Origin of the sequence: Rubrivivax benzoatilyticus JA2 = ATCC BAA-35 (assembly GCF_000190375.1) — a bacterium.
In the GTDB taxonomy this organism is placed as follows: domain Bacteria; phylum Pseudomonadota; class Gammaproteobacteria; order Burkholderiales; family Burkholderiaceae_C; genus Rubrivivax; species Rubrivivax benzoatilyticus.
The window spans coordinates 1-11,113 of sequence record NZ_AEWG01000107.1 but is presented as its reverse complement, the minus strand read 5'-3'; the positions used below and the strand labels follow the sequence as shown (position 1 = coordinate 11,113).

12 protein-coding genes and 1 pseudogene are annotated in these 11,113 nt (G+C 74.4%); 5 read left to right on the top strand and 8 right to left on the bottom strand.

Annotation, left to right across the window (positions count from 1 at the left end; translation table 11 throughout):
- Positions 1-817: MFS transporter (locus tag RBXJA2T_RS12905; protein ID WP_009857829.1), on the bottom strand; the 817-nt coding region annotated here is incomplete at its 3' end.
- Positions 818-914: 97 nt separating this feature from the next.
- On the opposite strand from RBXJA2T_RS12905, the gene RBXJA2T_RS12900 reads away from it, so the two are divergent.
- Positions 915-1,859: a LysR family transcriptional regulator gene (locus RBXJA2T_RS12900; protein WP_009857828.1), complete on the top strand. Its 945-nt coding sequence runs from the start codon at positions 915-917 to the stop codon at positions 1,857-1,859.
- Positions 1,860-1,862: 3 nt separating this feature from the next.
- Here the strand turns inward: RBXJA2T_RS12900 and RBXJA2T_RS12895 are convergent, their stop codons facing one another.
- Positions 1,863-3,824 (bottom strand): tetratricopeptide repeat-containing diguanylate cyclase, encoded by a 1,962-nt coding sequence (locus RBXJA2T_RS12895; protein ID WP_009857827.1) that lies wholly within the window; start codon positions 3,822-3,824, stop codon positions 1,863-1,865.
- 119 nt (positions 3,825-3,943) lie between these two features.
- Positions 3,944-4,840, bottom strand: coding sequence for a LysR family transcriptional regulator (locus RBXJA2T_RS12890; RefSeq protein ID WP_009857826.1), 897 nt, complete (start codon positions 4,838-4,840; stop codon positions 3,944-3,946).
- A gap of 125 nt (positions 4,841-4,965) precedes the next feature.
- Between RBXJA2T_RS12890 and RBXJA2T_RS12885 the strand changes: the two genes are divergently transcribed.
- On the top strand, positions 4,966-5,736 hold the full coding sequence (locus tag RBXJA2T_RS12885) for an SDR family NAD(P)-dependent oxidoreductase (RefSeq protein WP_009857825.1): 771 nt from the start codon (positions 4,966-4,968) through the stop codon (positions 5,734-5,736).
- Here RBXJA2T_RS12885 and RBXJA2T_RS12880 read toward each other — a convergent pair.
- The gene (locus RBXJA2T_RS12880) at positions 5,729-7,843 is read right to left on the bottom strand and encodes an EAL domain-containing protein (RefSeq protein WP_009857824.1); all 2,115 of its coding nucleotides are present in this window, start codon (positions 7,841-7,843) and stop codon (positions 5,729-5,731) included. The genes RBXJA2T_RS12885 and RBXJA2T_RS12880 overlap by 8 nt on opposite strands.
- A 427-nt stretch (positions 7,844-8,270) precedes the next feature.
- Between RBXJA2T_RS12880 and RBXJA2T_RS19830 the strand changes: the two genes are divergently transcribed.
- From RBXJA2T_RS19830 to cspE, 3 genes are read left to right on the top strand one after another with little or no spacing between them, the layout of a single operon-like run.
- Positions 8,271-8,504, top strand: coding sequence for a hypothetical protein (locus RBXJA2T_RS19830; RefSeq protein WP_206026815.1), 234 nt, complete (start codon positions 8,271-8,273; stop codon positions 8,502-8,504).
- Entirely contained in the window at positions 8,486-8,758 is a 273-nt protein-coding gene (gene infA, locus RBXJA2T_RS12875) for a translation initiation factor IF-1 (protein ID WP_009857823.1), read from the top strand. Before RBXJA2T_RS19830 ends, infA begins: the two co-directional genes overlap by 19 nt.
- A 41-nt stretch (positions 8,759-8,799) precedes the next feature.
- Positions 8,800-9,009 carry a transcription antiterminator/RNA stability regulator CspE gene (gene cspE, locus RBXJA2T_RS12870; RefSeq protein ID WP_009857822.1) on the top strand — a complete coding sequence of 70 codons (210 nt, stop codon included), beginning with the start codon at positions 8,800-8,802 and terminating at the stop codon, positions 9,007-9,009.
- Positions 9,010-9,042: 33 nt separating this feature from the next.
- On the opposite strand, the gene RBXJA2T_RS12865 is transcribed toward cspE, so the two are convergent.
- The 4 genes and pseudogenes from RBXJA2T_RS12865 to RBXJA2T_RS20395 form a co-directional block, all read right to left on the bottom strand.
- Positions 9,043-9,681: an NrsF family protein gene (locus RBXJA2T_RS12865; RefSeq protein ID WP_009857821.1), complete on the bottom strand. Its 639-nt coding sequence runs from the start codon at positions 9,679-9,681 to the stop codon at positions 9,043-9,045.
- On the bottom strand, positions 9,678-10,322 hold the full coding sequence (locus RBXJA2T_RS12860; RefSeq protein WP_009857820.1) for a sigma-70 family RNA polymerase sigma factor: 645 nt from the start codon (positions 10,320-10,322) through the stop codon (positions 9,678-9,680). The genes RBXJA2T_RS12865 and RBXJA2T_RS12860 overlap by 4 nt, the downstream gene beginning before the upstream one ends.
- Entirely contained in the window at positions 10,319-10,789 is a 471-nt protein-coding gene (locus tag RBXJA2T_RS12855) for a DoxX family membrane protein (protein WP_009857819.1), read from the bottom strand. Before RBXJA2T_RS12855 ends, RBXJA2T_RS12860 begins: the two co-directional genes overlap by 4 nt.
- A pseudogene (locus RBXJA2T_RS20395) lies at positions 10,786-11,113 on the bottom strand (DNA-binding domain-containing protein); the annotation flags it as partial. The pseudogene RBXJA2T_RS20395 and the gene RBXJA2T_RS12855, both read right to left, overlap by 4 nt.

Here is an 11,113-nt window from a genome sequence, read left to right as displayed (position 1 = left end):
CGGCCCCTGCAAGGCCGAAGGCCCCGGCCGCGGCCGCGCCCAGGCCGTGGCGGGCCTGCAGCGCCAGCGCCAGCGTCGACCAGAAGGCGCTGAAAGCCACCGACAGCAGCGCCTGCACGGCGGCCGCGCGGCGCAGCGCCGCGTGGCGCCGCCACAGCGAGACCATCGACGCCAGCAGCGCGCCGTAGCCCAGGCGCGTCGTCGGCGCGATGTGCGGCAGGCCGCGCCAGACCGCCAGGCCGATCGCCGCGACCGCCGCGGCGGCGGCGAAGAACACGCTGCGCCAGCCCCACGCCGCCGCCAGCAGGCCGCTGGCGACACGCGACAGCAGGATGCCGAGCAGCAGGCCGGTCATCACGCTGCCGACGGTGGCGCCGCGCCGTTCAGGCGCCGACAGCGCGGCGGCGGCGGGCACCAGGTCCTGGGCCATCGTCGCCGCCAGGCCGATGACCAGGCTGGCCGCCAGCAGCGCCGGCAGCCCGGCCGCCAGGCCCGCGGCCAGCAGCGCCAGCGTCAGCAGTGCGGCCTTGGCGGTGATCAGCGTGCGCCGGTCGCTGCGGTCGCCCAGCGGCGCCAGCAGCAGCAGGCCGGCGGCGTAGCCGAACTGGGTCAGCGTCGGCACCAGGCCGACGCCGGCAGCGCCGGCGCCGAGCTCGGCACCGAGCGCGGCCAGCAGCGGCTGGGCGTAGTAGATCGAGGCGACGGCGAAACCGGCGCCGGCGGCCATCAGCACGACCGGCGGCGAGGCGGGGCGCGAGGCGGGGCGCGAGGCGGTGGACAGCGGCGACAGCGGGGCGGGAGCGGGAACAGCGGACATCGTGGACTCCAGCGGGGGACTCGATGGCTGAAATTCTTCCAGCGCATCGCCAGGCGTTGTAGTAGCGCAGGACTCACATCTGTCATACGCTACGCGCATGACCAAACCGTTTGCCGGCGCCGACCGCCTGGAACTGCTGCAGACCTTCGTGCGCATCGTCGACGCCGGCAGCCTGTCGGCGGCCGCCGTCGCGCTGGGCACGACGCAGCCGACGATCAGCCGCCGCCTGCAGCAGCTGGAACGTTCGCTGGGCCTGACCCTGCTGCAGCGCTCGACGCATTCGATGGCGCCGACCGAAGACGGCCAGCGCTGCTACGAACACGCGCGTTCGCTGCTCGAACGCTGGGACGCCGCCGAGGCCGACCTGCGCGGCGTGCAGGACGTCCCGCGCGGCCGGCTGCGTGTCGTCGTGCCGCACGCCTTCGGCCAGCAGCAGCTGGTCGTGCCGCTGCTGGATTTCCTGCGCCGCCACCCCGAGGTCTCGGTCGAGTGGCTGCTGCACGACCGCCTGCCCGACTTCATCGGCCAGGGCGTGGACTGCGCGATCCGCGTCGGCGCGGTCGACGAGCCGGGGCTGGTGGCGGTGCGGCTGGCCGAGGTGCCGCGCCTCGTCGTCGCCGCGCCGGGCCTCTGGGGCGACGGCCCGCCGCCGGCCGAACCCGAGGCGCTGGCCGCCCTGCCCTGGCTGGCCGCCGGCAGCTTCTACCGCGACGAGATCGAACTGCAGGACCGCCGCAGCAGCGAATGGCGGCGCCTGGCGATCCAGCCCCGGCTGACGACCGACAGCCTGTACGCGCTGCGCGAAGCGGCCCGCGGCGGCGCCGGCGCGGCGATCATCTCGTCGTGGCTGGTGGCCGAAGACCTGGCCGCCGGCCGGCTGGTGCATCTGGCGCCCGACTGGCGCGCGGCCCCGCTGCCGGTGGTCCTGCTGCACCCGCCGGCGCGGCTGCAGCCGGCGCGGCTGCGCGCCTTCATCGCCGCGATGCGCGCGGCGATGCCGACGCTGTCGGGCATGGTGCCGGCGACACGCGCCAGCGCCTGAGCGTCAGGCCGGCACGGCCCCGGCCACCGGCGTCGGCGGCGTCGGCAGCAGCACGACCGGCTCGTCGCCGCCGTGCAGCCGGCCCACCGCGCGGTGGCGGCCGCCGGTCTTGGCGCGGTAGAGCATCGAGTCGATGTCGGCCAGCGCGGCGTCCAGGTCGAAGTCGGGCACGAGCTCGATCGACGCGAAGCCGATCGAGGCCGTCACCTGCCGGCGGGCCGTGTCCAGCTCGATGGGCCGCGCGCCGACGGCATCGAGCAGGCGCAGCACGAAGCCGCGTTCGGCCTCGGCATCGTCGGGGTCGTCGATGAAGAGCAGGAACTCCTCGCCACCCCAGCGCACGATGCAGTCGTCGCTGCGCACGCAGTCGGCCAGGCGGCGGCTGGTCTCGCGCAGCGCGCGGTCGCCGCAGGCATGGCCGTGGCGGTCGTTGATGGCCTTGAAGTGGTCGATGTCCAGCAGCACCAGCAGCACGCGGCCGCCGCCGCGCGCCAGGCGCTGGGCGAAGAAACGCTCGAAGTGGCGGCGGTTGTAGGCGCCGGTCAGCGGGTCGTGCGTGCTCTCGTAGTCGAGCGCGGCGTTGGCGTCGCGCAGTTGGTGGTTCACGCGGCGGGTGCGCAGATGCACGAACAGCAGCGAGGCCGTCGACAGCAGCACCGCGGCGGCCACGGCGATCGTCGTGCGCCGGTGCAGGCGTTCGGCCTCGAGCTGCAGCTCGGCGGTCTGGCTCTGGTGGCGCAGGCGCTCGATGTCCAGGTCCTTGCGGCTGCTCTCCAGCACCGCGGCCAGGAAGCTGGCGTTCTTCTCGCGCGCCTCGCGCTGGGTGCGCTCGCGCAGCTCGGCGGCCCGCTCGGAGGCCTGGTAGGCCTGCTCCCAGCGCCCGGCGCGGGCCATCATGGCCGCCCAGTCGCGCAGCGCCCGCGCGACCTCGCCGACCTGGCCGCCGCGCTCGAACCAGACGCGGCCGCGGTCGAAGGCCTCGGTCCCGGCCTGCATCTGGCCCGCCGCCGCGAGCGCGAAGCCGCGCCCGATCCAGGCGTAGGCCTTCAGGTACTCGATGCCCATGCGGTCGGCCTCGACGACGAGCTCGGCGGTGAGGTCCAGCGTCTGCTGCACGCGGCGGGTGCGGTAGTAGACGTCGGCGAGGTTGATGCGCACCGCCAGCCGCGTCTCCGCGTCGCCCTCGCGCTCGGCCAGCTCGAGCGCCCGCAGCAGCGTCGCCCGGGCGGCGTCGTACTGGCCGGCACCGATCTGCAGCGCGCTGCGCGCGAGCAGCTTGTCGTCGCTGCGCGAGATCTCGGGGTCGAGCTGCAGCGCGCGGTCGCTGTTGCGCAGCGCGTCGGCGTGCTGGCCGAGTTCTCCCTGGATCATGGCCAGCGTCGTCAGCGCGTCGGCCTCGCGCGGCGCGTCGCCGGCCAGGCGCGCGATCTCCAGCGCACGGCCGATCGCCGTCAGGCCGTCGTCGACGGCGCCGGCGTAGGTGGCTTCGTCGGCGTAGTCGCGGGCGACGCGGAAGGCCAGCGTCGGCAGCCGGAGGCGGTCGATCAGGCCCCAGGCCTGGCGCGCGTAGCGGTAGTTGTCGCTCGGGTTGCCGGCGTGGTCGGCGGCCCACTGGCGGCATTTCAGCAGGGCGACCTGCAGGTGGGGATCGGCGCTGTCGCCGGCGCGCGTCTCCAGCGTGGCGAGCAGCTCCGGGCTCGCGCCCTGCGACGCGGCGCAGCGTTCGACGGCCAGCAGCGCCTGCCATGGTGGCGCAGCCCAGCGCGGGTCGGCGCGCAAGGCGTCGATGCGCTCGATGCGCAGCGCGGGCGCACGGGCGATGTCGGCGCGCAGCAGCTCGTCGAGCACACGCTCCTCGGGGCCGACACGGCCTTCAGGCGGCAGGCGCGGCTCGGCAGACGCCGCGACGACGCCCAGGCCCAGCGCGAGCGCCATCGCGAGCGCCACGACCCCGGGTCGCGGCATCCCGCCGGGCGTCCTTCTTCCCCCGGCTTGCATTCCCCACCCCTCGATCTGGACGGCATGTCGTGCCGTCTCGGCCCGCATTGTCGCTGCCGGCGGCGGCCCGGTGCCGCCGGCCGGCGTCAGCGCGGTGCAGGAAACAGCGTCGCCACCCAGTCGGCGAAGGCGCGCACGCGCCGCGGCAGGTGGCGCCGGTGCGGCAGCAGCAGCGTCACCGGCATCGGCGGCGGCACGAAAGCCGGCAAGAGCGCCACCAGTCGCCCGGCTTCCAGGCCGGGGCGTGCACTGGCCTCGGGAATCTGGATGATGCCCAGCCCGGCCTCGCAGGCAGCGAGGTAGGCGTCGGTCGCATTGACGGTGACGACACCGGCCATCGTCACGCTGCGCAGCGAGCCGTCGGCCGCCAGGTACTCGAAGCCCGCCGGCCGGTCGCCCAGATTGGGCTGGTAGTGCACCAGCCGGTGCGCCGCCAGGTCCTCGACCGAGCGCGGCTCGCCGTGGCGCGCGACGTAGCCCGGGCTGGCGACGTTGACCATCGTGTACGCACCCAGCGGCCGGCCGACGAGCTGCTCGGCGACGACGGCACCGACACGGATCACCGCGTCGTAGCCTTCGCGCACCGGGTCGACGCGGCGGTCGGCGGCGCCGATCTCGACCGCGAGCCCCGGGTGCAGCGCCAGGAACTCGGGCAGCCGCGGCAGCACCAGCGCACGCGCCATCGCCAGCGGCATGTCCACACGCAGCCGCCCGGTCAGCGCCTGCGGCTGCTGCTGGAACATCGTGCGCAGCTCGTCCAGGTCCGCGAGCACGTCCTGGCAGCGTTCGACGAACAGCCGGCCGTCGTCGGTGAGGCTGACGCGGCGCGTCGTGCGCTGCAGCAGTCGCGCGCCCAGACGCTCCTCCAGCCGCCGCACCGCGGTCGACACGGTGGCACGTGGCAGGCCCAGGCGCTGGGCGGCCTCGGTGAAGCTGCCGAGCTCGGCGACACGCAGCACGATGCGCAGGTCTTCGGGGGACATGGTGGCTTGATTGGTCGAAAACGTCGACCAGTGTTGCCGAATCAGCCACGTTTATCCAGCGAATCCGAACTCCTAAAGTGCCTGCACCGCGGCGCCATGCCGCTTCCACGAAACAGGACGATCCGATGAACACGCTCGCCACCCCCCGTACCGCCCTCGTCACCGGCGGCAGCCGCGGCCTCGGCCGCGACGCGGTGCTGCACCTGGCCCGAGCCGGCTGGGATCTGGTCTTCACCTTCCACAGCCGCGCCGCCGAGGCCGAGGCGGTGGCCGCGCAGGTGCGTGCGCTGGGCCGGCGTGCGGTGGCGCTGCAGTTCGACGCCGGCGCGGTCGCCTCCATCCCGGCCTTCGTCGAGGCGCTGCGCGGCGCGCTCGCCGACGGCATCGGCCGGCCGGCGCTGGACGCCGTCGTGCACAACGCCGGCTTCGGCGTGCACGCGGCCTTCGCCGAGACAACGCAAGCCGACTTCGACGCGCTGATGAACGTGCACCTGAAGGGCCCGTTCTTCCTGACGCAGGCGCTGCTGCCGCTGCTGGCCGACGGCGCGCGCATCCTGCACGTCTCCAGCGGGCTGACACGTTTCAGCCTGCCCGGCTACGCCGCCTACGCGACGATGAAGGGCGCGGTCGAGGTGCTGACGCGTTATCTCGCCAAGGAACTGGGCGCACGCGGCATCCGCGTCAACACGCTGGCGCCGGGGGCGATCGAGACCGACTTCGGCGGCGGCGCGGTGCGCAACGACACCCGGCTCAACGCCTACGTCGCGGCGCAGACGGCACTGGGACGCGTCGGTCGGCCCGAGGACATCGGCGGCGCGGTCGCCGCGCTGCTGGCCGACGAGTCCGGCTGGGTCACCGGGCAGCGCATCGAGGCCTCGGGCGGCATGTTCATCTGAGCTCGGCGGCGGCCGCCTCGGCGACCGCCCCCCGGGCCTGCAGCAGGTACTCCAGGCACTCGGAAGCCGGCAGTGCTCGGCTGTAGAGGTAACCCTGGAACACGTTGCAGCCCAGGGTCGCGAGCAGGTCGCGCTGCTCGCGCGTCTCGACGAACTCGGCGATGACGCGGGCCCCGCCGGCATGCCCCAGCGTCGCGATGGCGCGGATGATGTCGGCACTCACCGGATGCGTCATCACGTCGCGGCTCAGCGAGCCGTCGACCTTGATCGCCGCGACCCGAAATCGCCGCAGGTGCAGCAGCGAGGCGTGCCCCATGCCGAAGTCGTCCATCGCCAGGCCGACGCCGAGCGCGTCCAGGCGCGCCAGGTTGGCGTCGGCAACCTCGCCGACCGGGATGCCGCGGCTCTCGGTGATCTCCAGCTCCAGCTCGTCGGGGCGCAGGCCGTGGCGGTGCAGCGCCTGCGCCACGACGAGGTGCAGCCCCGGCTGCGACAGCTGCAGCGGCGAGACGTTGACCGACATCGTCAGCGCGCCCAGGCCCTGCGTGTTCCATTGCGCCTTGCACGCGCAGGCCCGGTCGATGACCCAGGCGCCCAGCGGCGTGATCACCGCGCCCTGTTCGGCCAGCGCGATCGCGACGTCGGTGCGCACCGCGCCATAGCCCGCGTGCTGCCAGCGCAGCAGCGCCTCGACGCCGACCACCGCGCCGTCGGCCCGGTGCTGCGGCTGGTAGACCAGCGCCAGCGCCGGCGTGCCGATCGCACGCTCCAGATCGTGCAGCAGGCCGCGAGCGATGACGCCGACGTGGTCGCTGCGGCGCAGCGGCGTGTCGCTGCGCGGCGCCTCGCTGACGATGACCGCGCTGGCGTGCTGGAAGGCGCTCAGGCGCTCGGCGCGGCGCTCGGCTTCGTGGCGGCGCACGAAGGGCAGGTAGATCGCGGTCGAGATCACGAGCCCCAGCGCCTGCAGCGCGGCGCCGACCCAGGACCCGGTCAGCCACCAGCCCGACAGCAGCACCGGTGTCGTCCAGGGGATCTGCACCGGCAGCAGCTCGATCCAGCCCAGGTGCAGCGCCAGCAGCGGCGGCAGCACCAGCACCAGCGGCCCGAGCAGGAAGGGCAGCAGGAAACGCGGGTTCAGCACCAGCGGCAGCCCGAACAGCAGCAGCTCGTTGACGTTGAACAGCGCCGGCAGCCACGACAGCTGCGCCAGGCGCCGGTTCTGCCCGTGGCGCGCCACGATGAACAGCGCGACGAGCAGCCCCAGCGTCGCCCCCGAGCCGCCCAGGTGCACGAAGTTGTCGACCAGCACACGCGGAACGCGGCCCGGCACGGCCGGCTCGCCGGCCAGCGTGAACAGGAAGCCGAAGTGAGCGTCCAGCACCTTGCCGCCGTGCACGCCGAAGAACCACAGGCACTGGTTGACGGCGACGGCCAGCGGCGTCAGCAGCCACTCGGCGTCGAGCCGGGCGCCGGCCTCGGCCAGCCATTGGGCGTCCGGGCGCGGCAGGCGCCACACCAGCTCGGCGACGGCCTTGGACAGCAGCCCCAGCAGCACCAGCGGCAGCGTCAGCCGGGTCGCGTGATAGAAGACCGGGTTGCTGTCGTAGCCGATCGCCAGGCGGCGCATCGGCGCCCAGTCGGCCAGCGGACGCAGCAGCGCGGGCGTCGCCAGCCCGACGACGATGCCGGTCAGCATCGAGCCCGTTCCGAAGGACTGCAGCGTGACCGGCCCGGTGGCGCTGGCGCAGAGCGTGAAGTTCACCATCGCCCCGATCGCGACCCAGATCGGCGGCAGCGGCTCGCGCGACGTGCCTCGAGGGGCTCGCTGGGCCACCATCGACGCGATCGTCACCGCCAGCGCCAGGCCGAGCACGCCCCAGGTGGACTGCACCACGGCCTCGGCCGCGTCGGCCCAGCCCAGGCCGAAACGTGCCTCCAGCCAGGCGCGGCCGGCCGGGATCGGGAAGTTGCCGAGCAGCGTCGCCGCGACACCGAACAGCGTGATCGGCAGCAGCACCACGTAGGCGTCGCGCACCGCGGCGAGAGCGCCGGCACGGTAGCTCGAGTGGACAGGTGGATCGGCGGGCATCGGAGGCAGCGGCATGGCCGGCGCATGCACTCCACGCCGTAAAGCCTGTTTTCGGCCCCGGGGCGCGGCGGCTTCAGCGCAGCGCCGTGAACTGCGTCACGCCGCGGCCCTGCCGTGGCGCCCGGCGCACACACCCCGGAGCTCGGTGGACGATGGATGCCACGCCCGGTTCCCAGGTATGCGACAATGCCGGGTGCGCCTCGCCCCAACGTGTTCCTGCTTCCCCGAAGCCGACACGCTGCGCCGAGACCGAGGCCTGATCCTCCTCCCGCCGCCGAGTCCCCCGCGGACCGCGCCGAGCACGCAGCGAACACCCCTGCAAGCTCACCCCCGATCGTTCGTCGTCGCGCGCCTTGCGCGGCATCTGCAATACCCGGGGCGGCACCTCCCGCCCCACCGAAGGACCTTCATCCACACACCGATCCAGGTCGGGCGATACACCGTGTCGCCCCTGACCCGCCACGACACCGACGGCTTTGCCGCTTCGGTGTCCATCCGAAGCGGCATCGGCCGCGCCACGCATGACCGCGTGCTGCGACTGCTGCCCCGATTCACCACACGCGACGCTGCCGCCCGCCACGCGACCACCGAAGGCCTGGCCTGGGTGGCCCGGACCGAGGGCCGGAACGCCGCCATCGACACGGAACAGGAGCACCCATGGCCAAGGAAGAACTGATCGAGATGCGCGGCGTGGTCGACGAGATCCTCCCGGACTCGCGATTTCGCGTGACGCTGGACAACGGCCACCGCCTCGTGGCCTACACCGGCGGCAAGATGCGCAAGCACCACATCCGCATCCTCGCGGGAGACAGCGTGTCGCTGGAACTCTCGCCCTACGACCTCAGCAAGGGCCGCATCACGTTCCGCCACCTCGAGCGGCGCACGACCCCGGCCCCGGCCCCTTCCCAGAATCACGGGTCGCGTCGCTGAGCGCGCCCCGTCTGCATTGACCAACCGAAAGGACTGAAGACATGACGACCGAAACCGGAACCGTGAAGTGGTTCAACGAGAGCAAGGGCTACGGCTTCATCACGCCGGACGCCGGCGGCAAGGACCTGTTCGCCCACTTCAAGGAAATCCAGGGCACGGGCTTCAAGACCCTGGCCGAGAACCAGCGCGTCGAGTTCGAGGTGACGCAGGGCCAGAAGGGCCCGCAAGCCTCGCGCATCCGCGCCATCTGACGGCCTGAACGCCGCCGCCTCCCGGCGGCGGCCTCACCAGCGCAGCGCGCGCGCGCCCACCAGCGCACCCAGCGCGGCGCTGGCCGCAATGCCCAGCGTGTACCACAGCGCCGAGAACGAAATCGCCGCCTCGGTGCACGACAGCGCGTAGCCGAACGCGCCCGCGGCCCCGGCCGCGAGGCCGGCTGCGGCGCCCGCGGCCCGTGGCCGAGTCGGCGCCAGCCCTCGCAAGGCCCACAGCACGGCGCCCAGCGCCGGCAACGACAGCCCCAGCACCGCCGCCGGGCACGACCACGACGAGTGGCCGAACAAGGCCGGCAGGCGCGCTGCCACCGGCGTGTCGAACCAGTTCACCAGCCCCGCCATGCCCGCCGCCGCCACCACGGCCGCCACCGCCATGGCCGGCGTGTGCAGGCCCGTGGCCAGCGGCCGCCCCAGCTTCGCGGCCAGCCAGGCCGCCGCCGCGGCCAGCGCCGCGGCATAACTCAGCTTGAACCAGGGCGCCGGCGTCGCGAACATCGCGCCCGGCACGAGGCCCAACCCCAGCACGGCGACGGCGACGCTGGCCACCAGGCCGGCGCCCAGCGCCACCGCCAGCCGCCGCGCCGCGACCGCCCGCGGCGCCGGCCCGGCCGAGCTCGCCAGCAGCTCGATCCACTGCTCGGTCTTCATCCCGTTCTCCTCACCAGCGCCGCGAGCCGCTTGAGCCCGCGGTGCACCTGAACCTTGATCGCCGACTCGCTGGCGCCGGTGCGCTGCGCCGCCTCGTTCACCGACAGCCCCTCGAGCCGCGTCAGCACGATCGCCGAGCGTTGCGCCGCCGGCAGCGCCCGCAGCAGCCGCTGCAGGTCGCGCGCGGTGCCGGCCTCGGTGTCCGGCGCCGCCAGCCACTCGTCTCCGACCTCGTCCAGCGGCTCGTGCAGCGCCTCGCGCCGGCCGTGACGGCGCAGGTGGTCGATCAGCTTGTGGCGCGCGATCGCCAGCATCCAGGCCGCGACCGGCAACGTCGGGTCCCAGGTGCCGCGGTGCAGGTGCAGCGCCAGCAGCGTGTCCTGCACCAGGTCCTCGACCTCGTCGGGCCGCGCCGCCAGCCGCCGGCGCAGATAGGCCCGCAGCCGCGCCGCGGCCAGCGTCAGCGCCTCACGGTAGGCGGCCTCGTCGCCGTCGTGCGCGCGCCGCCACGGCGGCGCGATGCGGCGCTCGAACTCGTCGTCGGGCGGCGCGGCGGCATCGGCAGGCGGATCGGCGGGCGGCGGCACGGCGCGATTCTCGGCGCCGGGCCAGCCCGGATGCATCAGGTCGGACGCGCTCACCGCGGCACCTCCCGGCCGGCGGCCGGCCCGCGCCGCACGAGCCAGGCGTCCAGCGACCAGGGGCCGCCGCCGCGAAGCAGCAGCCCGCCCAGCGCCGCGGCCCAGATGCCGTGCGTCGGCCAGGCGCCGGGGTAGACGAAGACCTGGATCACCACGGTCATCACCAGCAGCCCCAGCGCCGCGCCGCGAGTGCCCAGGCCGAACAGCAGCAGCAGCGGCAGCAGGTGCTCGGCACCGGCGGCGAGCACCGCCGCCGCCTCGGGCGGCAGCAGCGGCAGCCGGTACTCGTCGCGGAACAGGTCGACGGCCTGCGGCGCCAGCCGCGGCCAGCCGAGCTCGACGCGGCCCTCGGCCAGGTCGAGCACGAAACCTTCCACCTTGGTCTGGCCCGAGCGCCAGAACAGGCCGGCGAGCGCCACCCGCGCCAGCAGTTGCAGCGCGGCCTCGGCCGCTTCGCGGGGGGTCATGCGGCCTCCAGCGCCGGCTCCCAGCCGACCAGCGCGCCGTGGCGCAGCAGCAGCGCCAGCGCCGCCGCCAGGTCCAGGCCAGCACCGGCCTCGGCCGCCGCGGCGCCCAGCGGCCGGCCGGCGGCCAGGGCGGCGCAGAAGGCGGCGGTCGGCCGGTCGACGGCCAGCGTCAGCACCGCGTCGCCGGCATCGCGCAGCACCAGCGCCGCCTCGGCGCCGTCGGTCGCGAGGGTGGCCGGCAGCTCGTCGAGCTGGTGCGCGGCCCAGATCGACAGCGCCGCATGCTCGAAGCTCAGCGCGGCCAGCGACGGATGCAGACGCAGC

Excerpts from the sequence above, each read along its gene's own strand:
- RBXJA2T_RS12900 (WP_009857828.1), top strand. The coding sequence starts at position 915 with ATGACCAAACCGTTTGCCGGCGCCGACCGCCTGGAACTGCTGCAGACC.
- RBXJA2T_RS12895 (WP_009857827.1), bottom strand. The coding sequence starts at position 3,824 with ATGCCGCGACCCGGGGTCGTGGCGCTCGCGATGGCGCTCGCGCTGGGC.
- RBXJA2T_RS12890 (WP_009857826.1), bottom strand. The coding sequence starts at position 4,840 with ATGTCCCCCGAAGACCTGCGCATCGTGCTGCGTGTCGCCGAGCTCGGC.
- RBXJA2T_RS12885 (WP_009857825.1), top strand. The coding sequence starts at position 4,966 with ATGAACACGCTCGCCACCCCCCGTACCGCCCTCGTCACCGGCGGCAGC.
- RBXJA2T_RS12880 (WP_009857824.1), bottom strand. The coding sequence starts at position 7,843 with ATGCCGCTGCCTCCGATGCCCGCCGATCCACCTGTCCACTCGAGCTAC.
- infA (WP_009857823.1), top strand. The coding sequence starts at position 8,486 with ATGGCCAAGGAAGAACTGATCGAGATGCGCGGCGTGGTCGACGAGATC.
- cspE (WP_009857822.1), top strand. The coding sequence starts at position 8,800 with ATGACGACCGAAACCGGAACCGTGAAGTGGTTCAACGAGAGCAAGGGC.
- RBXJA2T_RS12865 (WP_009857821.1), bottom strand. The coding sequence starts at position 9,681 with ATGAAGACCGAGCAGTGGATCGAGCTGCTGGCGAGCTCGGCCGGGCCG.
- RBXJA2T_RS12855 (WP_009857819.1), bottom strand. The coding sequence starts at position 10,789 with ATGACCCCCCGCGAAGCGGCCGAGGCCGCGCTGCAACTGCTGGCGCGG.